Here is a 20,872-nt window from a genome sequence, read left to right on the forward strand (position 1 = left end):
GGTTTGACGAACGAGAATTCGGAAGTGGAACCTGCTGTCCAAAAAAATTCGCGTGCCTGAGGGGCCGGAACAGCCCGGTTCAGTCTCCCGGTGCCACGTCCACGCGCAGGAAATAGGGAGTGAAGCTGCGCACGCGCAGCGTCGGCAAATTGGCTGTCAGCAGCTGCATGGCGCGATCTGTGTCATCGAGAGGCAGCACCGCCGAAATGCGGATGCTGGCTAGCGCCTGGGCGTCGTACTGAATCAGGCCGCTGCGATGGCGCGCCAGGGTATCGAGCACCTCGGCGAGCGGACGATCGTGTATGAACAGCCGGTGCTGCTTCCAGCCATCTTCGATCTGGCCGGTGTCGATCTCCGTCACTGGATCCAGGCCGTTTGGACGGATCCGCACGGCCTGGCCGGCTTCAACCACGGTGGCGTCGCGCGATCCGCCGCGGCGTTGCGCGTCGGTCTGGACCGATACGCGCGATTCCAGCACGCTCAATCGCGTTGCGCCGTCCTCGCGGCTGACGACGAACTTCGTGCCCAGGGCGCGCATGGTTCCGTCCCGGGTTTCGACCAGGAAGGGGCGCGTGGCATCTTTGGCGACCTCGACCAGAATCTCGCCCTGGATCAGTTCCAAAGCCCGGAGCCGGGAGTCGTAGCGGAGATTGACGGCAGTGCCGCTGTTGATGCTGATGCGAGTGCCATCGTCCAATACCTGCGTCCTCCATTGGCCGCTGGTGGCTCGCAGGTCGGCCATCAGCCAGGAGGGGGGATAGGCTTGCAACGTCAGCCATGCGGGCGCGGCCAGGACGCAGCCCAGCAGGGCGGCGGCGGCGAATTTCTTGATGCGGCTGCGCTTGCCGCGCGCATTGAGCGCGGCGGCCAGGGCGGCGCTGCCCGGTTCACCCACGCCGCCGACGCGGATCGCGTCTACTTGGTCCAATAGGCCCTCCATGCGTTCCGCGGCCGTGGCATGGAGCGGGTCTGCCGCCTTCCAGGCTTCAAAAGCCTGCCTGGCCGCGCGCCGTTGCGCGGCGTCGTCGCAGGAAAGCTGGACGATCCATTGCGCGGCCTGTGCGGCAACCGAGGCGGGCGAGGGCGCAGCCACGGTTCAGGCAAGCCGTTGATGGCAATGCAACAGCACCTGGACCAGGTACTTCTGCACCATCTTGGTCGAGACCTTCAGTTGCCCGGCGACGTAGGCGTGCGTGTGGCCTTCAAGGTAGTGCAGCAGGAAGGCTGCGCGGGCCTTGGCGGATACGCCTTCCAGCGCTTGGCAGATCTGTTCCAACGCCTGCATGGCGATAAGCAATTGCTCGGGCGAGGGATGCTGAGCCAGTTCCGGAGCCAGCCGTTCGAGCTCGGCCAGGTAAGTTCGTTCGAGCAGCTCGCGGCGCGCCCGGTCGATGAGCAGGCGTTTGGCGGTGGTGGTCAGGTAGGCACGCGGCTCTTGCAGCCCCAGCGGCTGGCCCAGCAGTGCGTCGCGCGAGGCCAGCAAGCGCTCAAACGTGTCGTGAGCGAGATCTGCCGCGTGATGGGTGCAACCCATGCGTCTGCGTAGCCAGCTAAAAAGCCAGGAATGATGATCGCGGTACAGCAAATGAAATTGCTGCTGTACGCCCGAATCAGTGCCCACCACGCTTCCTCGTGCCTTGATGTAAATGAGAATGGTTTTCAACTTTAATACAAAAGCACGGCATCACGCAAGGGCGTAGGGAATGCGGGCGGGGCGAACGCGCGCTCCGTTGGGCGACAGCGCGCCGGCGAGAGGGCCGGACGCGCCGTCCGATGCGGCCTACCAGCGATAGCTGACCGTGCCGTACACCTGACGTTCCTGGCCCAGTAGCACGCGGTGGTGCTGCCGCAGCTGGCTACGTAGCGGCGGTCTTCCCCGCCTCTGCAAGCAATTTCCGCTTTCGACCCGCAGTGGCCACTCGTAGTCTGTCCGCGAACGACTGCTCCGCAGCGGTTGCTGCCGGTGGATTTGCAAGGTTGTGGGGTCGGACTTCGCCATGTTGCGGTCATTCCGACATATGCATCCGGCGAAATCATCTTGAGTAGGTGTGGGCTCAGCATCCTATTGATGCGTGACGGCTGAACGCCCACCATGTTCCCAGAAAATGCCATTGCACAGCGGGCCGTGATGCCGGACTAACGTTCATCTTTTTAAGTCGTGGCGTCATCGATCTCAAGTGCACATCTCTGCCGTTGCCACCGTCCAACCGAGACCTGGCACCTAACCCCAAGGCATGGCCGGTTCGTTCCGCGTCCAGCTTCAGCAGCCGGGCCGCCGCCGCGGTGGCGCCGAACAGCCTATGGGTGGCGGTGTAGGCCCAGCCACGGACCACGGGCGAGACCCGCGTCGCCACGCCCAGCCGGCAGGCCAGGTCCAGGCCGCCGTCACGGCCACGGCCAGGTCCTCGCCGTTGACGCCGCCGATGCGGTCCGCCATCGCCAGCGCGGCCGGCACCACCGATACGCCCGCATGCAGGACCGCGAGGTCGTGCGTGTCGTCGAAGTATGGCGCCGACCGCCGCGGCGCAGCCGGGCGCGGTGGCGCCGGCGATCGCCACGCCGACCGTGTCGAGCAGGTTCCTGCGGGTCGCTTCGACGGCGGATGCCGGCAGGTCCTGGAACGCCAGGCCGGCGACGTGCCGGGCGATGATCTGCGATGAGTCCAGTGGGGCTACCACCAGCTAGTTGTTGCGGTCATAAAGCACCAGACGTCCGGGATCCCGCAACAGCGCCAAACATACCAGGTATGCGCATAATGTGTATTATGTAAAGTAATGGATAGGCGTAGTTATCCCCCCGCTACGCCTGCCGACAATGGGCGGTATCCCGACACGCTACGAAAGAACGATGTCCGTCAGCGTTGCCGCGCTGGTATCCCTGATCAGCGACACAAATTCAACCAGGTAAGGCTTGGTGCTCTCGGACGCACGCATGGCGGCCCAGACTTCGGCCGTCAGGCCGGCATCCGTGATCGGCCTGGCGCTGACGTACTGCCGCTGCAAATAGCTTTGGATCGCCCATCGAGGCAAGACGGCAATCCCCCTGCTTGTCGCGACGAGCATCAGGATGGCGACGGTCAGCTCGGTGGTTCGGCGTTTGGGATTGATCCCTGCCGGCGCCAGGAGTTGGCGAATGATATCCAGCGACTCATCCGGGACCGGATAGGTGATGAGTGTCTCGCCAGCGAAGTCTTCCGCCTGCAGGATCTTCTTCTGCGCAAGCGGGTGATCATTGGCCACCACGGCCATCAGGCGATACTTGAACAGGTGGTGGAAATCGACGCCATTCTCGGGTTCCTGGCACGATACAAGGGCTACGTCCGCCCTTTCCTTATGCAGCAAGGCCACGGGGTCGGCTTGATAGCCCGATACCAGGTCAACCTCCACCTCTGGCCAGCGGGCGCGAAAGGCGTCGACCGCTGGCATCAGCCAGTCGAAACAGGTGTGGCATTCGAGCGCGATGCGCAGCGTACCTTTTGCGCCCTTTGCCAGCCGCGTCAAGTCTCGCGTGGTCTGGTGCAGGAGCGGCACGACCGCATCAGCAGTTTCCAGTAGCCGCCTGCCCGCCGGCGTGAACACCACGGGTGTGGATTTGCGCACGAACAGCGGCAATCCGTAGAAGTCTTCAAGCGCCTTGATGTGGTGCGAGAGCGCTCCTTGCGTCAAGCGTAGCCAGCTCGCCGCCTTGGAGACACTGCCGCTATCCCGCAATGCAATCAGGGTTTGAAGATGACGGACGTCGATCGGTATTCTTTCCATTAATTTTCTTGAGGTTAGTTCTCTAGATTATTCGTTTGAATAATAAATCTGAAGCGATCACACTGCCAACCGCATACTCACGGCCCAGCAGCCGCGAGCAGACCTTGACCAGTTGCAGTGAGGAATTCAAGTCGATGAGCGGCTACACCATGCACCGCCAGGTGTTCATCCTGGCGACGGCGCAAGCCCTGTTTCAAACCGCTTCCGTCTTGGTAATGACCGTAGGCGGATTGGCTGGCGGCCTTGTAGCGAGCCGTCCAGAATTGGCTACGACCCCGATCGCTGCCATGTTCCTCGGGACAGCGCTAAGCACATTTCCAGCATCCTCCTGGATGGCGAAAATTGGCCGCCGGGCAGGCTTTCTCGCCGGATCCTCTCTTGGAGTCCTGGGCGGGCTGATCGCCGCCCTGGGCGTCTGGCTGGCATCGCTGCCCATACTATGCGCAGGCACTTTCCTCGTGGGCGCGTACCAGGCATTTGCCCAGTTCTACCGGTTCGCGGCCAGCGAGGTCGCGGACGAGAGATTCCGCTCACGCGCTATCTCGCTAGTCCTGGCTGGCGGGATAGTAGCCGCCTTGCTCGGGCCCTCCTTGGCCCGATATGGCGGTCCGCTCCTGCAACCGGTCTACACCGGTTCGTTCCTCATCTTGGCCGTAGTCTCCCTGGTGGCGACCTGCGCACTGACGGGGTTGCGCATGCCTGACTCTCATATCGACCATGCGGATACGGCCACGGGGCGAAGCTGGTTCGCCATTGTGAGCCAGCCCGCCTACCTGGTTGCGCTGTTCGGCGCGGTCACCGGGTACGGGATCATGATCCTGGCGATGACGGCGACCCCGCTCGCCATGCTCAATCATCGCCACGAACTGTCGGCGGCGTCCACCGTGATCCAGTTGCATGTCCTGGGTATGTTCCTTCCTTCATTCTTCACGGGAGCGTTGATAGCCCGTTTCGGCGTAACCCGGATCATGTTCGTTGGCGTTGCGCTGTTGGCAAGCCACGTTTTCATGACCTGGACGGGCACCTCTTTCCATTCGTTTGCAGCGGCCCTGGTGTTGCTGGGTGTGGGTTGGAATTTTCTATACATCGGCGGGACCACGCTCCTGACGACGACGTACACGCCGGCGGAGAAGAGTCGGGCCCAGGCCACCAATGACATGACCATTTTTGCGGTTGGCCTTGCATGTTCGTTTGGCGCTGCAGGATTACTGGAGAAATTTGGCTGGCAGACACTCAATGGGCTGTTGTTGCCGTGGCTGGCCGCGGCTGCCGTTGTGTTGACATGGCATGGCATCAGCAGCGCGCGCAGAACACCCGCCAAACACGTACTACATTTGGGTCGACAATGAAGAGGAATGCAGCGTGAGCAACAAGAATCACTGGAACGATGTCTACCGCACCAAATCCGAGGATGCGGTGAGTTGGTACGTCGCTCATCTCGATACGTCTTTGCGCATGATCCAGCACGTGGCCCCGATGCCCGAGGCCGCAATCATCGATGTCGGCGGCGGCGAAGCCACACTGGCAGATGATTTGCTGGCTCTCGGCTACCGGGATCTGACCGTGCTGGATATTTCGGAAACGGCCATTCAGGCGATGCGGGAACGACTGGGGACGAAGTCCGCGAGTGTGGAATGGCTGGTCACTGACGTGACTACCGCTACCCTGCCCTCCGCTCGCTACGACGTTTGGCATGATCGCGCTGTTTTCCATTTCCTGACGGATCCAGCCGACCGCCAAGCGTACATTGCGCAGGCGACGCAGTCGGTGAAAGCGGATGGTTTCCTCATTGTTGCAACGTTCGGACCCGATGGCCCGCTCAAGTGCAGCGGATTGGATACCGTCCGCTACGATGCCGCGGCGCTTCAGGCGGAGTTTGGAGCTGGCTTCGCGCTTATGGACAGCACGGTAGAATCTCACCAGACGCCCTTCGGTACCAGCCAGCAGTTCGTTTATTGTCTGTTTAATCGGAAGTAAATGGGGCGTACGCTTGTCCTCCAAGCCATTCCCGCCGTCTACACGTCCACATGTCGATCCGCTCAGCATCCCCCGCGCTGGCCGCGGCGCTCCTGTTCGGCGCGAGCACGCCATTCGCCAAAACCTTGGTCGAAGGCGTCGCACCGTTGCTGCTGGCTGGACTTCTCTATCTGGGCAGCGGGCTGGGTCTCGGCATCCTGCTGGCGCTACGTCACATCGGCCGCGGCCACAGCCCGGGGGATGCGCCTGGCTTGCGCATTCCGCGCGCAGACCTGCCCTGGCTGGCGGGTGCGATTGCGACAGGCGGCGTGCTCGGCCCGGCGCTGCTGATGCTCGGGCTGACCCAGACGAGCGGCGCCTCGGCCTCGCTTTTGCTGAATATCGAAGGGGTGCTCACGGCCATTATCGCGTGGTGCGTGTTCAAGGAAAACGCCGACCGCCAGATCGTGCTCGGCATGGTCGCGATCGTGCTCGGCGGCGTACTGCTGTCTTGGGAGCCGGGCGGCACGGCGCCGTCACTCGGGGCGCTGCTCATTGTTGGGGCCTGTCTCTGCTGGGCCATAGACAACAACCTGACGCGTCGGGTCGCCACCAATGACGCCATGCTGATCGCCGGTCTGAAAGGCTTGTCTGCCGGAGCGGTCAGTACGATCCTGGCGCTGCTTGGTGGCGCCGAACTTCCGCCCGTCACCATGGTGGGGGCCAGTCTTGTCGTGGGATTTCTGGGGTACGGCCTGAGCCTGACGCTATTCGTCCTGGCGCTAAGAACGCTGGGAACCGCCAGGACTGGGGCCTACTTTTCAGTGGCGCCGCTAGTCGGGGTGATCATTTCCTTCATCTTGTGGCCCGAGAATCCGGGCCTTCTATTCTGGCCGGCGGCCGCCCTGATGGCGCTGGGCGTGTGGTTGCACCTGCGCGAACGGCATGCGCACGAACATACCCACGAAGCCATGGAACATAGCCACCGTCACGTGCACGACGAGCACCACCAGCACGCGCATCCCTTTGCCTGGGATGGCGCGGAGCCGCATACGCATCCGCACCGCCATGAAGCGCTGACGCACACGCATCCCCACTATCCGGATATTCATCACCGGCATCGTCATGGGCCAGGGCATGGAATCCGAGCGCGGAAGGCATAGGTTTTCGCCACCGCCCTCCTCGCCTGCGTGTCTGGGCGTCCAAGGCGGATCCCGTCTTGGATTCAACGCGGCCCCAACACCTCGGCCAATTGCGCGCCCTGGGGCATGCCCCTGAATTTCTTGACCGAGCCGTCGTTCTCCCGCACCACGATGCCGGGCGTGCCTCGGAACCCGCTCGACAGCATCAGCATGTGGTTGTCTTCGAGGGTCTGGAGCACAGCGTCGGGGACGCTGTCGGCAGGCTTGATGCCGCCCTGATCAAACTTGTGTTCGTTTTCGATCAGTGCGGCCGTTGGGTCGGGAGCGCCAAGGATAGCCGCGGCCTTTGCCGGACTGTCTGCCCGGATCACGCCCACGAGCAGATGGCGAAGCTGCACCTTTCCGGCGTCCACCCAGGGGCGCGCTGCTTCCCAGAACTGGTGGCAGTAGGGACAGTTTGCATCGGAGAAAGTGTAGATAATGCGGGGCGCGTCGGGTTTGCCGTCCTGTACCCAGGTCGCGGATTCCAATTGACTCCACGTCTTTTCGCCCATCGGCTTTTCAACCAGGTCCCGCAGCTTCATCCGGTCGATGGGCTTGCCATTGGCGTCCAGGCGCGTGCCCACGATGGCGTTGCCATCGCTGGTGAGGTAGACGGCGATGGGGCGGTCTTCTGCCGTGCCGGCGAAAGCGCGCAGGCCGCCTTCCACATCGAACTCTCCCACGATGGTGAGGCCTTGCGCTTCCAGTGCCTGGATGGCCGGCGGTCGAGCTCCGGTCTGGGCCTGGCTGTAGCCGGCTGCCAGCACGAGCGGGATGGCTGCGATGGATGAAATACGCATACGCAATGCAAACATGGTCATTCCTTACTTGGGTAAATCTTGGATGCCGTCTCGGGGCATATCGAAACGCCGCGACATCTTGTCCTTGAGGGCTGCCATGGTGATCTCGCCCAGATGCGTATCCACCAGGCGTCCCTGCGCGTCATAGAACAAGGTCGTGGGCAGGCCGCGTGAATTCACTGCCCGCATGGACGCGGACGCAGGGTCGAGCAAGACATTGCGCAATGCCAGGCCTTCGCTCTGGATGAAGTCATGCGCCTGTTGCGCGCCCTCCCCCTGATTGACCAGGACGATGCTGACGCCCGGGAACTCGGACTGCGCCTGTTCCAGGGCGGGCATCTCACGGCGGCAAGGCGGGCACCAGCTCGCCCAGAGGTTGACGACTAGCGGTTTGCCCTCGTATGACCTCAGCGCGATGGGGTTCCCATCCAGCGTTTGCAACTGCAAGTCCGGCAGACGCGGCGGCTCGAGCAGCAGCGGCAGCAGCGCGCCGCCTGCGAACCAGGCCACGACCCCGGCCAATATGCCCGCGTATATGGGACGGCGCGGCGCCGGCATGGTACGGGTCCGCCACCAGACGAAGGCCAGCGTGGCTGGCACCCCAACCCACCAGTAGTATCCGCCATCGCCGATTGCGATCAGCGCCATGGGAGCCGCGAAGTAGTCTTCCCACCAGAAGGCGATGTATCCCAGGCGCGCCGCCACAATGCCCCAAAACACGCCGTCGAGCAGCACGGCGCCGGCAAGCCGATGAGAAGCGTCCGGCAGGCGTTTGGCCAGCGCGCGGGTCACCAGCCAGGAAAACAGTACAGCCGCGAAGACGCCCATGCTTTGAATGGAGAAGGGACCGATGCCTATCATGGCGTTCCCGCCTTATTCAGTCGCCCCAGGAAATCAGCGGCGCTGACCTCCCCCACCACGCGGAGGTCTCGGCGCTCCGTGCCGTCGGGTCCCACCAGGATGAGCGTGGGCGGCCCCATGACGCCCCAGCGCTTGAGCAGGGCCTGATCCGTTGCGTCGTTGCGCGTCACGTCCGGCCGCAGCACCTGCATGCGCGCCAGCCGCTGCGCCACAGCGGGGTCGCCGAATACATGGCGCTCGATCACGTGGCAACTGATGCACCAGTCGGCGTAGAAGTCGATCAAGGTCCATTGGCCGCGCGCGGCCGCGTCCGCCAGGCGCCTGTCCACGTCCTCGACCGACTTGGCCTCTACGTAGGCTGGCTTGTTGGCGATGGCTGGCACGGCGGCCGACGAGGCGGCGCGCAGGTGCGCCAGCGGCTGTGACAGTGAATCACCGCCCGACGCGGCGCCCACCAGCATGAGAATGGACCACAGGCCTGCGATGGCTCCCAGTGTGCGCAAGGCCCACATCAGGCGCAGCTTTTGCGCGACCGCTTGCGCCCAGGCCAGCAGGCCGATGGCGATGGACAGTATCCAGGCCCCCCAGAGCACCAGGCTCAGGGTGGCCGGCAGGAAGCGGTCGAGCATCATCACCGCCATCCCGACCATCACGTAGCCGAACGCTATGCGCACGCGATCCATCCACGCTCCCGGCTTGGGCAGTACGCGGGCGCCGAATATGGCGATCACCAGCAGCGGCAGGCCCATGCCCAGGCCCAGGGCAAACAATGCCAGGCCGCCATACAGCGCGCTGCCGGTCTGGCTGATGTAGAGCAGCGCTCCCGCCAAGGGCGCGGTCATGCATGGTCCGACCAGCAATGCCGACAAGAAGCCCAGCGCCGCAGCGCCGACCACGTTTCCGCCCGCGCGCCCCTGGTTGGCGGAGCCGACCCGGTTCAACAAGGCGGACGGCAGGCGCAGTTCGAACATTCCGAACAAGGAACTGGCGAGAATCAGGAACAAGGCCGCGAACGCTCCCAGCAGCCAGGGGGATTGCAGGGTCGCCTGGAGATTCGCGCCTGCCAAGCCGGCGGCCACGCCCACGGCGGCATAGGTGGCGGCCATTGCCAGCACATACGACAGGGACGTGACAAAAGCGCGCCGCGGACTGGCCTGAGCGCCCACGACCATGCTGGAGATGATGGGGATCATCGGCAAGGTGCAAGGCGTGAAAGCCAGGAGCAGGCCGAAGCCGAAGAACAGCAATGTGCCTGCGATCGGCCCCAGCGTCGCCAGGCGTTGGGCAGCAGCCTGGTCCTCGGCGACGTTGGCCGCGCCGCCGGCGCCCGCCTTCGGTTGACTGGCGGTGGCGGAAGGCGCGGCAGCGCTGCTGGCTCCCGCCGCCGTCGCGGGCAAGTTCAAGGCCATGGTCTGCGGGGGGTAGCAGATGCCCCCTTCCGCACACCCTTGCCAATGCAGCGTCAACGGACCTGTGACGGAGGCAGGAAAACGCAGCCGCAGCGCATCTCCAAGATAGATTTCCGTATCGCCAAAGAACTCGTCATTCTTTGGCGTGCCTGGTGGAAGGTCCAGGCGGACGTCCTCGCCCTGTCCGGAAATCAGCTTCAACGAATGGCGATAGACATAGTAGTGCTCGGCAATGTGTCCTTGCGCCGCCAGTTCGGTCCCCTGTTGCTGCACCTGCGCCAGTTTGAATACATCGACCGGATCCAGGAATTCAGCTTCCTCCTTCCAGGAAAACAGACCCGTGCTCGCCCATGCACTACCGATGGCGAGAAAACACAGAAAGGCAACGGCCAGTACTCGTCGATATACAAACAACCTCATTCCTCCGGGGCAATAGTCGGCCCTCCCCGACCGCCCTCATGTTGAGGCGCAGGGGAGCTTATCCAGCCATGATGGAGGAGATCGATTAACTGAAACTAAAGAAGGGAAAGCAAGCGCGGAATGGTCGGCAATCAGGGACGCCGGCCATTCTGGTCTGAAAAGTTCTGGCCTAACATATAGGCTCTTGGTTGCAGCAGATTGGGATTCAAATGCGGGTATTGCTGGTAGAAGACGACGAACTGATCGGCAAAGGAATCGTGGCTGGCTTGCGCGCGCACGGCATCACGGTGCACCACGTTTGCACGGCCGTTGACGCTGAAACCGCCCAAACGGAAAACTCCTTCAATGCCTTGGTGCTCGACCTGGGACTTCCGGACCGTGACGGAATGGAATTGCTCTCTGCCGTGCGTAGCATTGAACCGTGTTTGCCCGTGCTGATACTGTCCGCCCGGGATGCCATCGACCACAGGATCGCGGGCCTGCAACAAGGCGCCGACGACTACATGACCAAACCGTTTGACTTGCGCGAACTGGCAGCGCGATTGCATGCGCTGGTCAGGCGCACACAGGGGCGCGCAGCCCAGATCATTGTGGCGGGACCTTTGCGTCTGGAGCCCGAAAGCGGCCTGGCTTGGTTGGGAGGCCAAGCCATTTCGCTATCGCGTCGCGAGGTGGATCTGCTGGCGCATCTGGCCGCGGCCAATGCGCGGTGGATCCCTCCTGATCTACTCAATGAACGCCTGTACGGGCTGGGCGAGGAAGTGAGCAGCAACGCGCTCAACGTTCATATCCACAACCTGCGCCGCAAGCTTGGCGCTGACGTGATTGAAACGTCGCGTGGATTGGGATTCCGGCTGGGTTGGAGGCTCGACGCATGAGTTTGCGTCTTCGTGCAGTCCTGATTGCAGGACTTTCTCTCATGGTCTTGTGGGCGGCGGCGGCGGCCTGGATGATGCTGGGCGTGCGCGCCGACCTTGCCCGCACGCTTGATGGTCGCCTGGCCATGTCGGCTCGCATGGTCTCGGGCTTGCTTGCCGGGTCTGTCATAGATCCCAACGCCAAGACTACGGATTTCACGCAAGCCATCCGCGTCAACGGCAGCGAAGGAATCGCTTGCGAGATTCGCGCGCTGCGCGGCGAGGTCCTGGCGCGCACCAGCGGCAGTCCGGCCTCGGATTTCGACAGCCTGCCCGCCGGTTACAGCACGCGCATGGTCGCCGGACACGAGTGGCGGATTTATGTGCTTCGCGATGACAGTTATCAAATAACGACAGCGGATCGCGTCGAGCAAAGGAACACGCTGATCAATGAGCTGCTGTTTGCGGCTGGCGTGCCCTTCCTGATCGCGCTTCTTGGCGGGCTGGCTGCCCTGTGGATCGGTATCGGGCAAGGCCTTGCGCCGCTGCAAGCCCTGCGCATGCAGTTGCGGGCCAAGCAAACGGACGATACCACCCCTATCGCTGTCGCAAAGCCGCCCACCGAGCTTCGTCCTGTGCTGGATGCCATGAACGGATTGTTGGGACGCTTATCCCTGGCACTCTCCAGCCAGCGGGCGTTTACCGACGCCGCGGCACACGAGTTGCGGACACCGCTGACCGTGATCGATACCCACCTGCAAGTGGCCAGGTTGACCGAAGGGGAAGAAGCCGAATCGTCACTCTGCAGTGCCGAGGAAGGCGTGAAGCGCCTGCGGGGTACGCTCGACCAGATGATGATTCTGGCGCGTGCCGAAGCATCGCCCAATTCGGAAAACGGGTGTACGTCCATCCAGGAGGTCATCGCCAGCGTCATCGATGCGACAACTGTCGAAGCGCGGCTGCGCCTGGCGGTATCCGTCGACGGCGCTGATGCTTGCTGCGCCATTCCACGCGAAATGCTGGAGGCTGCCATCCGCAACCTGGTGGACAATGCGATTCGCTACTCCCCCTATGACATGCCTGTCGAAGTCGTTGCCCGCTTCGATTCTCCAACCCGACAATGCCGCATCGTCGTGGCGGACCGGGGGCCGGGGCTCAGCGAGGATCAGGCAGCCAAGATTGGCCAACGCTTCTGGCGCGGGGACCAAGGCCGAAGCCGCAACGACGGCGCGGGTCTTGGCATCTCGATCGTGCATGCCATTGCCAAGCGGTTCGGGGGAGCATTGCATCTCAAGCCCCGGGAAGGTGGCGGTTTGGTCGCGGAACTTGTGTTTCCGTGCTGTCCGTAATTGGAGCGTGTTATGAACTTTGGAGCGACCGTGACCGAACCGACCGCCATTGAAGTTTCAGCCGAAGCCGCATCTCATAAGGGCGAATTTTTCCTGATCGACGCCAGCTTCTTGGGAAACGGCAGGATTCCCGGCATCGAAATCGCCAACGAAGAGAAGCTGATCGATCCGGGGATGAATGTCGTCTCGCGTCCTAATGGAATGCCAGATCAGTATCCGGAGCGTCCCCGCCTGGTTCATGTGCCGGAGAAAGGCGGAATGCCACGCGATCTGGAGGTGCTTGCTGGCATATGGATTGTGTCGGAGCCATTGAAGCAACTGTTTGAGCAGTTGGACGCCGAGGCGTTTGCATTTGTGGCGTGCGACTTCAGCCTGGCTGACGGCAGCCCCGCCCCTCAGTACTACCTAGGCAATGTGCTGCGCAGACTCGACGCCCTGGATGAAGCCTCTTCCCACGTGAGGATCAAGTTCGACCGCAACTATCAGACCGGCGAGGACGAGAAACTTTACAGCCTCGTCGGCGGAGCCAGCCTGGTGTTCAAACAGGATGTGGTGGGAGATGCCCATATCTTCCGCCAGGATCGCATGGGAGCGCCTCCCATCTGCGACCGCGCGATGTTTGATGCATTGAGTGCGGCCAACTTCTCCGGCGTACGGCTGCGCGATGTAGCCGATATCTAGAGGCACGTTTAGTTAGGCCCGCGGCGGGCCTGCATGAATAAATAGTTCAATAATTGTTGTATCATTGATTGATGAATGAAGATCAAGCCGTTACTGCCCTGAATGCCCTGGCCCATGCCCAACGCCTGCGCGTGTTTCGTGCGCTTGTCGTCGCGGGGCCCGACGGCCTTACACCCAGTGTCATGGCGGAGGGGCTTGGCGTTGCCCGCAACGCGTTGTCTTTCCACTTGAAGGAGCTTGCGCACGCAGCCCTGGTCAGCGTCGAGCAGCAAGGCCGGAATCTGATCTACCGCGCGGATTTCTCCCAGATGAATGGCTTGCTCGGATACCTTACCGAGCATTGCTGCGCGGGCGCGGCTGGTGAGGGAGCCGAGACCGGCGCCAGCGCGGCATGCAGCCCGCCATCCCGCCTCCTCCAGCGGCATTGATACATGCTCGACGCTCCCGTACGCGTCGTTGGCTCCCTGGGCACGGCTCAGACGCTCGCCTGGGCGTCTTCCTATTACCTGCCGGCGATGCTGGCGGATCCGATGGCCCGCGAGCTGGGGGTGTCGGCGCCGGCGGTGTATGCGGCGTTTTCCGCTGCGATGGTGGCTTCGGCCGTGGTCGGTCCCTGGGCGGGACTAGCGATCGACCGCCATGGCGGGCGCGTCGTATTGGCCGGCACGAGCCTGCTGTTTGCGCTGGGGCTGGGCTTGCTGGGCGCCGCCCAGGGCCTCTGGACGATGGTCGCCGCCTGGCTGGTTATCGGCGCGGCGATGGGGGCCGGACTCTACGAGGCAGCCTTCTCCAGCCTGGTGCGGCTGTATGGCCATCACGCCCGCGGCGCCATTACGGGGATCACGCTGATTGCCGGTTTTGCGAGCACGGTGGGATGGCCGCTTTCGGCCTGGATGGAAACCCAATTCGGTTGGCGCGGCGCGTGCCTGGGGTGGGCAGGATTGCACCTGCTGGTCGGCCTGCCGTTGAACGCATGGTTTCCGAAAGCGCCGGGCGCGGGACGAACGCAAGAGCCTGCGGACAATGCGCAGGATGTCCCCTCCTCTGCCCCCCAGCCGCGGCAGCAGAGGTATGCCACTGCCCTCCTCGCCTTCGTGTTTGCGGCGACCTGGTTCATCAGCACCGCGATGGCCACGCATTTGCCGCGCATGCTGGAAGCCACGGGCGCCACGCTCGCAGCCGCCGTGGCCGTGGGTGCGCTCATCGGTCCGGCGCAGGTTGCGGGCCGCCTGCTGGAATTCGGTTTCTTGCGGCGGGTTCATCCCTTGTTGTCCGCGCGCCTGGCTGCGCTGGCGCATCCGGCGGGTGTTGCCCTGCTGCTGGGCGGCGGTCCGGTAATGGCGCCGGTGTTCGCCGTCCTGCATGGGGCGGGCAACGGCATCCTGACCATTGCCAAGGGGACCTTGCCGCTGGTGCTGTTCGGCCCCCAGGGCTATGGCGCGCGCCAGGGCTGGCTGATGATGCCGGCGCGGGTGGCGCAGGCGCTAGCGCCATTTCTTTTCGGGGTGGCGCTGGACCGCTGGGGGGTCAACGCGCTGTGGCTGTCCGGGGGCATAGGGCTTGGCGCCTTTGCCGCGCTATTGCTGCTGCGTGCGCGGGCGTCGGCCGATTGAAATCTGAGTGTCGTATGTATAGAGGTGTTGCATGAAGTTGATCCAGAATACCGTTGAGACCCGCATCGGCGCGGAGGTGGTCCGTGTCTGAAACCCTGGCCGATTTGCCCAACATTGATTCGTCGTTGTTCCATCGACCCGGCGAGGCCGGGCTGTTTCCTGCCGTGCGGGCCGCGCACGCGCCGCGGTTCCTGCTGCTGTACGGTTCGTTGCGCGAACGCTCCTATAGCCGCCTGGTGGCCGAGGAAGCCGCGCGCCTGTTGCAGGCGCTGGGCGGCGAAACCCGGCTGTTCAATCCTTCGGGACTGCCGCTGGTCGATGACGCCAGCGATGACCATCCCAAGGTGCGCGAGCTGCATGAGCTGGTCCAATGGGCCGAAGGCATGGTCTGGAGTTCGCCCGAGCGTCACGGCGCAATGACGGGATTGATGAAGACGCAGATCGACTGGATTCCGCTGTCGGTGGGCGCGGTGCGCCCGACCCAGGGCAAGACGTTGGCGGTGATGCAGGTGTCGGGCGGATCGCAGTCCTTCAACGCCGTGAACCAGATGCGGGTGCTGGGGCGCTGGATGCGCATGTTGACCATTCCCAATCAATCGTCGGTGGCCAAGGCCTACCAGGAATTCGACGAGGCGGGACGCATGAAGCCATCGCCCTACTACGATCGCGTGGTCGACGTCGTCGAGGAACTGATGAAGTTCACCCTGCTTACGCGGGATGCCTCGCCCTATTTGGTGGACCGCTATAGCGAGCGCAAGGAGGCGGCCGCCGATCTGTCGCGCCGGATGAAGCAGGCGTCCATCTAGGGGGATTCAAGTCGGGCGCGGGCCTGGGCTTTTAATCCGCGCCGTCTCCACCAGAGCCAGATCCCGCTGATGCCCAACGCGCCCAAGCCCAGGCCCAGCAGCGCGACCATGGCTTCTCCCGCAATTCCGCCCAGTTCTCCCGTATGCAGCGGATACAGCACGGAGTTGATCCGCGCGCCGGGATCGAGTTCGTTCCAGCGCTGTGCCGCCAATACGTGGCCGTCGCGCGGGTCGAGCCAGACGGTGGATCTGCCGTTTGGATGCGGATCGTCGGGCACGCGCATGCGTATGGCCAAGGGGCGGTCGATGCGCGGCGTGTACAGCAGGTAGCCGATCGCGCCGTCCGGAAATGCCGCTTGTGCGGTTGCGGCCAATTCGTCCAGGGAGCGCGGCGGGATGGCGTCCGCTGGCCGCGCCGGCAGCTTGGGCGCCACGACCGGGGGCTGGCCGCTGGCCAGCGTGATCCAGCCGCCTATCGGACGCCATGCCAGATAGGCGCCGCTGGCCATGCACACCGCCAACAGCAGCGCCAGGATGGCGCCGCCGTTGCGGTGCACGTCGAACCAGGCGCGCAGCGCGCCCTTGTTGAACGCCATGCGCAAGGACGGCGGCCATTTGCGCGGCCACCATGCGATCAGGCCCGACACCGCCAGGACCAGATAGGCCAGCGCGGTCCAGGCCAGCACGGCCTTGCCGGTGCGATCCAGCATCAGGGCGCTGTGCAGCTTGTAGACGATGGCGACCAGGCCCTCGTCTTCTCCCCTTCTGCCCTGCTCCCGGCCGCTGGCCGGATCGAGATAGACCGTGCCGTCCCAGGCGTCGGGCGCCCTCACCCTGACCTGCATGGTTTCGCCGGATTCGCGCGGCGGGCGGAAGGTGTAGGAGGCTTGCGGGCCGAACTCGGCGGCCAGGTTGCGGCGCATGGATTCGAACGATGCGGGCTGGCCGGCGCCTGCGTTGCCGGCCCGGAAGAGCTCCGGATGCAGCAGCTTGTCCAGCGGCCGCGCGGCCACGAGGAAGGCGCCGGTCAGTCCGGACAGGATCAGGATCCCGCCCAGGCCCAGCGCCACCCAGCGATGGCAGAGCAGCCAGATACGCCGGGGCATCAGTAGGCCAGGCGCGCCTGCAGGTAGACCATGCGCGGCGCGCCCACCATGCGGCCGCCGTTGGTGTCGACGTTGCGGGTGTAGTAGCGCCGGTCAAACAGGTTGTTCACGCCCACCGCCAGCTCGCTGCCCTTCCATTGGGGCAATTTGTAGCTGAGCTGCGTGTTCCAGACGCTGAAACCCGGTACGCGGCCGTTGGTCGCGGCGGCGTTCTCCTCTTCGGTGTTGGCGGTGTCCGAGTACTGGCCGCTCTGTGCCGTCGTGTAGAGGTTGAAAGTCCAGTTATTGCGCATGTAGCGTCCGCCCAGCGTGCCGGTCTGGCGCGAATAGAACGGCACGTCCCGGCCTTCGAATTCGCCGGATTTCTGGATGGCGCGCACGTAGGTGTAGTTGGCGTAGAGATTCAGGCCGGCGAGCGGGCCGGACTTGTCGAAGTCGTAGTCGATGGCGAATTCGACGCCGTTGTGGGTGGTGGCGCCCAGGTTGCGGAACACGGCCGGATTGGTTCCGGGTATCGACAGGATCTGGTTGTCGAACTTCAGGTTGAAGACCGTGAACTCGGTGTGGGTCTGTTCGCCCGAGTAGCGCAGGCCGGCTTCCAGGGTCTTGGCGACTTCCGGGCTGAGCGGATTGGAGGCCGACATCGAGTTCAGCTGCGTGTACTGCACCGCGCCGAACGAGGTGTTGTAGTTGGTATAGAGCGTCAACGCATCGTCGACCAGATAGGCGATGTTCAGCGAAGGCAGGCCGCGGCTGTTGCGCAGGTCGAACGGCGTGTCGTTGGCGGTGCCGCTGGGCTGGCGGTTGGTGCGGATGTGTTCATAGCGCACGCCGGGCGTGACGCGCCATTTGCCGTAGGCGATGCGGTCGTCCAGATAGATGGAGTGCGCTTCGGTCTTGTTGTCGAAGACCTGTGCGGCGCCGATGCGTTGGCCCGTGGCCAGGGATTCCGAATAGCGCCGGTCCTGGCCGGTTTCGTGGATGTAGCGGTAGCCGATGGTCACGTCGTGCGTGGTCGGCCCCCATTCCAGGCGCTGCGTGTAACGCGGCTCTATGCCCAGTACCTGGTTGTTGCGCGGCTGATAATCGTTGCGGCCCGTCGCGGTATTGATGAGCGAACTCTGGCGCGAGCTGTCGTAGTGATAGACCCGGGCCTCGAATTCCTGGGTGTCCGAGATCGAATTGAGGTATCCGATGTCGACCTGATCGCGCTGCCCTTTCCAGTAATCGGTGGGATGGGTGTTCTGGAATGGATCGTCGCGGTACTGCGCCACCGTCAGGCCGCCCGGCGTCATCGATTTGACGTCGTAATGGGCGAACTTGCCGTAGATTTCCGACGTCGGGGTCAGCTCGAAGCGCCATTTCAGCGCCACGTCGTTGTAGCGGTCATGGCTGGCATCGCGCCATTGTTCGCCGTCCATGCCGGAGTACATCAGCGCCACGCCCAGCCCGTTTTCGAACTGCGTGCCCAGGAAGCCGGTGTACTGGGTATTGGTGCCGCCCTGGCTGAAGATGTTGTAGCGGGCGGAGGCCTCGGCGGTGAGTCCGCTGCCAGTCGGAATCGAGCGGGTCTTGAAGTTGATTACGCCGCCCACGTTCTGCGGGCCATAGCGCACCGCCCCGCCGCCCCGCACCACGTCGATGGCTTCGATGTTGCCCAGGCTGGTCGGCGACATCACCAGGTTCGGCTGGCCATAAGGGGCCATGGCCATGGGGATGCCGTCCAGCAGCATGGTGGTGCGGAATGAATTGCGCGGGTTCAGGCCGCGGATGCCGACGTGCAGGCCGACCGAGCTGCCGCTGGCGCTGGTGCTGCCGCTGATCTGCACACCTGGCACGCGCCGCAGCACGTCGGCCACGCTGGTGGCGCCGCTGTTCTGGATCTCGTCGCGCTTGACCAGCGTGCGGGCGCCGCCAAAGGTCTGCACGCTGTTTTCCAGGCCGGTGCCCAGCCAGTCGCCGCTGACCTGGATCGATTCCAGCGTGTTGGCGTTGCCGGCAGGCACGGCCTTGGCCGCAGGGGCTGGCGCGCGCACCACGTATCCCTGGCCGCCCTGCTCCTCCGCGGCGAGGCCGGTGCCGGCCAGCAGCCTGGCCAGCCCCGATTCCACGCCATAGCTGCCGTCCAGGCCCTGCGTCCTCAGTCCGCGCGTGTCCTCGGGCCGGAAGGAAACGGTGATGCCGCCCGCCTTGGCGAAGGCGGAAAGCGCCTGGTCCAGGGGACCTGCCGGAATGCGATAGTCGTGCGTCGCGGCCGGGGCCGAGCTTTGGGCCGCGGCGGGCGGCGCGGCGGCGAAGGCGGCGGCCAGGCTCAGTGTCAATCCGGCCAAGCGCAGGACGCGGGGTTGGGTTTTGTCTACGACTGCCACTTGGTCACATCCCTACAGGTCATCAATGCGCGGTATGCCGGATGAACGCGGGGAAAAGGGACAAGGGCGTAGCGGCAAAGTTGTAAGCAAGTGAAACCAGGCGGCTTTCAGCGCGTCAGGGTGACCCAGTAGGCGGTACGCGTGACGACGCGCAGATCCAGGGTCTTGGCCACGACGGCAAGTAGCGCGTCGGTGTCTTGCAGGCGGAATACGCCAGATACCCGCAGGCCGCCCACCGCCGGGTCGCAGCGCAATACGCCGCGCCGGTAGCGCGAGACCTCGGCCAGCAAGGCGTCCAGGCGCATGTTGTCGGCTTCGAGGACGCCGCGCGTCCATCCGGGCGCGTCTGACCTGGCCTGTGCGTTCGGCAGAAAGGCATTGGCGGTGAAGCGCACCGACTCGCCGGCATTGAAGATCCGCTCCGGACTGCCATTCCGGAGGGTGACGGCGACGCGATGTTCCAGCACGGTCAGCTCGGTCTGGACGTCGCCATCGTCCAGTTGCCGGACGACAAACCGGGTGCCCAAGGCGCGCAAGCGGCCCTGGGGAGTCTCCACGATGAAGGGCCGCGCCCTGCCCGCCGGGTCGGCGGCCGTGCGCACATAGATTTCGCCGCCGCGCAGGTGCAGCAGGCGCATTTCGTCGGAGTAGCCCACCTCCATGGCCGTATCGGTATTCAGATGGACCTGGCTGCCGTCGGCCAGCCGCAGGTCCTGGTTTTCGCCCACCGCCGTGCGATAGGCGCCTGCCGGCTCCGCATACAGGCGGTAGGTCAGCAAGGCGGCGGGCGCGGCAACCCCCAGGACCGCAAGCGTACGCAGCACGGCGCGCCGGCTGACCTGCGACGGGCGCGTCAAGAGCGGCACGCCCACGGAGGCCGGCACCGTGTCGAACTGCTGCATCAGGCGCTGGGCGCGTTGCCAGGCAAGCTCGCGTTCAGGATGACCGTGACGCCAGCGCTCGAAGGCGGCGTGATCCGCCGGTCCGGCCTCGCCGGAATGCAGGCGCACGAGCCAGCGGGCGGCTTCCCGTATGACGGAGGCGTCTAGCGGTTTGGATTCGGCGGCGGCCATGGGTCAGGAATCCAGCATGGTCAGGCAGATTTCGAAGCCCTGGGCCATGTAGCGCTTCACCGTGCGGTCGCTCAAGCCGGTGCGGGCGGCGATTTCGACGTAGGTGAGCCCTTCCAGTTGCGACAGGACGAACACCTCGCGCGCCTGCGGCGCCAGATTGCCGAGCATGCGGTCCAACTGTTGCAGCGCTTGCTGCACGCCCAGCAGCATCTCGGGCGAGGCTTCCAATTCGGGTGGCAGCGCGGCCAAGGCCTCGAGCCAGGCGCGTTCCAGCGAGCGGCGGCGCCAGTGATCGTTGAGCAGCCCCCGCGCGATGGTGGTCAGATAGGCCCTGGGCTGGCGCAGCGTGCGGACTTCCTCGGGATGGCGCAGCACGCGCAGAAAGGTGTCGTGCGCGAAGTCCGCGGCCTCATCGCCATGGCCGAGGCGATGCCGCCACCATTGGCAGAGCCAGTCGTAGTGGTTTTCGCAGAGTAGCTGGAGCGGCTGTAGGGGCTTGGACATGCTCGAACGCCCCGATAGGCAGCGCGATGACACGGAATGGCGGCCTGGCCGGATTCAGCCCGGCGGCCAGCAGGGCTAAATGATACCAAGAACCGTTCGCAGTATCGAATCGCGCGGAGCCCTGCG

General features: G+C 64.2%; 20 protein-coding genes. 9 read left to right on the forward strand and 11 right to left on the reverse strand.

Annotated elements, in window-relative coordinates:
• Nucleotides 1-79: 79 nt before the first annotated feature.
• From HV766_RS08075 to HV766_RS08090, 4 genes are all read right to left on the reverse strand, one after another.
• Complete coding sequence (locus HV766_RS08075; RefSeq protein ID WP_175180937.1) at nt 80-1,093, reverse strand: FecR family protein; 1,014 nt, start codon at nt 1,091-1,093, stop codon at nt 80-82.
• 3 nt (nt 1,094-1,096) lie between these two features.
• Nucleotides 1,097-1,624 carry a sigma-70 family RNA polymerase sigma factor gene (locus HV766_RS08080; RefSeq protein ID WP_166738323.1) on the reverse strand — a complete coding sequence of 176 codons (528 nt, stop codon included), beginning with the start codon at nt 1,622-1,624 and terminating at the stop codon, nt 1,097-1,099.
• 430 nt (nt 1,625-2,054) lie between these two features.
• A complete protein-coding gene (locus HV766_RS30325; protein ID WP_175164030.1) occupies nt 2,055-2,678 on the reverse strand; it encodes an MmgE/PrpD family protein in 624 nt (207 codons plus the stop codon).
• A 156-nt stretch (nt 2,679-2,834) separates the two neighbouring features.
• Nucleotides 2,835-3,758, reverse strand: a complete 924-nt coding sequence (locus HV766_RS08090) for a LysR family transcriptional regulator (protein ID WP_125471303.1) — start codon at nt 3,756-3,758, stop codon at nt 2,835-2,837.
• A 134-nt stretch (nt 3,759-3,892) separates the two neighbouring features.
• Between HV766_RS08090 and HV766_RS08095 the strand changes: the two genes are divergently transcribed.
• The 3 genes from HV766_RS08095 to HV766_RS08105 are packed head-to-tail and all read left to right on the forward strand — an operon-like array spanning nt 3,893 to nt 6,877.
• Nucleotides 3,893-5,107: an MFS transporter gene (locus HV766_RS08095; protein ID WP_175180938.1), complete on the forward strand. Its 1,215-nt coding sequence runs from the start codon at nt 3,893-3,895 to the stop codon at nt 5,105-5,107.
• A 13-nt stretch (nt 5,108-5,120) separates the two neighbouring features.
• On the forward strand, nt 5,121-5,735 hold the full coding sequence (locus tag HV766_RS08100) for a class I SAM-dependent methyltransferase (protein ID WP_175180939.1): 615 nt from the start codon (nt 5,121-5,123) through the stop codon (nt 5,733-5,735).
• A 50-nt stretch (nt 5,736-5,785) separates the two neighbouring features.
• On the forward strand, nt 5,786-6,877 hold the full coding sequence (locus HV766_RS08105; protein ID WP_175180940.1) for a DMT family transporter: 1,092 nt from the start codon (nt 5,786-5,788) through the stop codon (nt 6,875-6,877).
• Nucleotides 6,878-6,939: 62 nt separating this feature from the next.
• Here HV766_RS08105 and dsbG read toward each other — a convergent pair whose 3' ends face one another.
• Genes dsbG through dsbD form a run of 3 tightly spaced genes read right to left on the reverse strand, consistent with a single transcriptional unit; the run spans nt 6,940 to nt 10,388 of the window.
• The gene (dsbG, locus tag HV766_RS08110; protein ID WP_175180941.1) at nt 6,940-7,713 is read right to left on the reverse strand and encodes a thiol:disulfide interchange protein DsbG; all 774 of its coding nucleotides are present in this window, start codon (nt 7,711-7,713) and stop codon (nt 6,940-6,942) included.
• Nucleotides 7,714-7,722: 9 nt separating this feature from the next.
• The gene (locus tag HV766_RS08115; RefSeq protein ID WP_175180942.1) at nt 7,723-8,559 is read right to left on the reverse strand and encodes a TlpA disulfide reductase family protein; all 837 of its coding nucleotides are present in this window, start codon (nt 8,557-8,559) and stop codon (nt 7,723-7,725) included.
• Nucleotides 8,556-10,388 (reverse strand): protein-disulfide reductase DsbD, encoded by a 1,833-nt coding sequence (dsbD, locus tag HV766_RS08120; RefSeq protein WP_175180943.1) that lies wholly within the window; start codon nt 10,386-10,388, stop codon nt 8,556-8,558. The genes HV766_RS08115 and dsbD overlap by 4 nt, the downstream gene beginning before the upstream one ends.
• Before the next feature lie 209 nt (nt 10,389-10,597).
• Between dsbD and HV766_RS08125 the strand changes: the two genes are divergently transcribed.
• The 6 genes from HV766_RS08125 to arsH all read left to right on the forward strand — a co-directional run bounded on the left by HV766_RS08125 (nt 10,598) and on the right by arsH (nt 15,694).
• On the forward strand, nt 10,598-11,266 hold the full coding sequence (locus HV766_RS08125; RefSeq protein ID WP_175180944.1) for a response regulator: 669 nt from the start codon (nt 10,598-10,600) through the stop codon (nt 11,264-11,266).
• On the forward strand, nt 11,263-12,594 hold the full coding sequence (locus HV766_RS08130; protein WP_175180945.1) for an ATP-binding protein: 1,332 nt from the start codon (nt 11,263-11,265) through the stop codon (nt 12,592-12,594). The genes HV766_RS08125 and HV766_RS08130 overlap by 4 nt, the downstream gene beginning before the upstream one ends.
• A 30-nt stretch (nt 12,595-12,624) precedes the next feature.
• Nucleotides 12,625-13,275: an imm11 family protein gene (locus HV766_RS08135; protein WP_254593296.1), complete on the forward strand. Its 651-nt coding sequence runs from the start codon at nt 12,625-12,627 to the stop codon at nt 13,273-13,275.
• Nucleotides 13,276-13,346: 71 nt separating this feature from the next.
• Complete coding sequence (locus tag HV766_RS08140; protein WP_054454415.1) at nt 13,347-13,703, forward strand: ArsR/SmtB family transcription factor; 357 nt, start codon at nt 13,347-13,349, stop codon at nt 13,701-13,703.
• A gap of 3 nt (nt 13,704-13,706) precedes the next feature.
• The gene (locus HV766_RS08145; RefSeq protein WP_175180947.1) at nt 13,707-14,888 is read left to right on the forward strand and encodes an MFS transporter; all 1,182 of its coding nucleotides are present in this window, start codon (nt 13,707-13,709) and stop codon (nt 14,886-14,888) included.
• An 83-nt stretch (nt 14,889-14,971) separates the two neighbouring features.
• Complete coding sequence (arsH, locus tag HV766_RS08150; protein ID WP_175164046.1) at nt 14,972-15,694, forward strand: arsenical resistance protein ArsH; 723 nt, start codon at nt 14,972-14,974, stop codon at nt 15,692-15,694.
• Here arsH and HV766_RS08155 read toward each other — a convergent pair.
• The 4 genes from HV766_RS08155 to HV766_RS08170 all read right to left on the reverse strand — a co-directional run bounded on the left by HV766_RS08155 (nt 15,691) and on the right by HV766_RS08170 (nt 20,746).
• Nucleotides 15,691-16,800 (reverse strand): PepSY-associated TM helix domain-containing protein, encoded by a 1,110-nt coding sequence (locus HV766_RS08155; protein WP_175180948.1) that lies wholly within the window; start codon nt 16,798-16,800, stop codon nt 15,691-15,693. The two genes, arsH and HV766_RS08155, sit on opposite strands and share 4 nt — an antisense overlap.
• Entirely contained in the window at nt 16,800-19,130 is a 2,331-nt protein-coding gene (locus tag HV766_RS08160; RefSeq protein ID WP_225588730.1) for a TonB-dependent siderophore receptor, read from the reverse strand. Before HV766_RS08160 ends, HV766_RS08155 begins: the two co-directional genes overlap by 1 nt.
• Before the next feature lie 146 nt (nt 19,131-19,276).
• On the reverse strand, nt 19,277-20,242 hold the full coding sequence (locus HV766_RS08165) for a FecR domain-containing protein (RefSeq protein WP_175180949.1): 966 nt from the start codon (nt 20,240-20,242) through the stop codon (nt 19,277-19,279).
• A gap of 3 nt (nt 20,243-20,245) precedes the next feature.
• Entirely contained in the window at nt 20,246-20,746 is a 501-nt protein-coding gene (locus HV766_RS08170; RefSeq protein ID WP_054454404.1) for a sigma-70 family RNA polymerase sigma factor, read from the reverse strand.
• Nucleotides 20,747-20,872 lie beyond the last annotated feature (126 nt).

The organism is Achromobacter aegrifaciens (assembly GCF_902859735.1).
Lineage (GTDB): Bacteria > Pseudomonadota > Gammaproteobacteria > Burkholderiales > Burkholderiaceae_B > Achromobacter > Achromobacter aegrifaciens.

Bases quoted from the DNA above. Each gene is read 5' to 3' on its own strand.
- HV766_RS08090 (WP_125471303.1), bottom strand. From the start codon at position 3,758: ATGGAAAGAATACCGATCGACGTCCGTCATCTTCAAACCCTGATTGCA.
- HV766_RS08095 (WP_175180938.1), top strand. From the start codon at position 3,893: ATGAGCGGCTACACCATGCACCGCCAGGTGTTCATCCTGGCGACGGCG.
- HV766_RS08105 (WP_175180940.1), top strand. From the start codon at position 5,786: ATGTCGATCCGCTCAGCATCCCCCGCGCTGGCCGCGGCGCTCCTGTTC.
- dsbG (WP_175180941.1), bottom strand. From the start codon at position 7,713: ATGTTTGCATTGCGTATGCGTATTTCATCCATCGCAGCCATCCCGCTC.
- HV766_RS08115 (WP_175180942.1), bottom strand. From the start codon at position 8,559: ATGATAGGCATCGGTCCCTTCTCCATTCAAAGCATGGGCGTCTTCGCG.
- dsbD (WP_175180943.1), bottom strand. From the start codon at position 10,388: ATGAGGTTGTTTGTATATCGACGAGTACTGGCCGTTGCCTTTCTGTGT.
- HV766_RS08125 (WP_175180944.1), top strand. From the start codon at position 10,598: ATGCGGGTATTGCTGGTAGAAGACGACGAACTGATCGGCAAAGGAATC.
- HV766_RS08130 (WP_175180945.1), top strand. From the start codon at position 11,263: ATGAGTTTGCGTCTTCGTGCAGTCCTGATTGCAGGACTTTCTCTCATG.
- HV766_RS08140 (WP_054454415.1), top strand. From the start codon at position 13,347: ATGAATGAAGATCAAGCCGTTACTGCCCTGAATGCCCTGGCCCATGCC.
- HV766_RS08145 (WP_175180947.1), top strand. From the start codon at position 13,707: ATGCTCGACGCTCCCGTACGCGTCGTTGGCTCCCTGGGCACGGCTCAG.
- HV766_RS08155 (WP_175180948.1), bottom strand. From the start codon at position 16,800: ATGCCCCGGCGTATCTGGCTGCTCTGCCATCGCTGGGTGGCGCTGGGC.
- HV766_RS08165 (WP_175180949.1), bottom strand. From the start codon at position 20,242: ATGGCCGCCGCCGAATCCAAACCGCTAGACGCCTCCGTCATACGGGAA.
- HV766_RS08170 (WP_054454404.1), bottom strand. From the start codon at position 20,746: ATGTCCAAGCCCCTACAGCCGCTCCAGCTACTCTGCGAAAACCACTAC.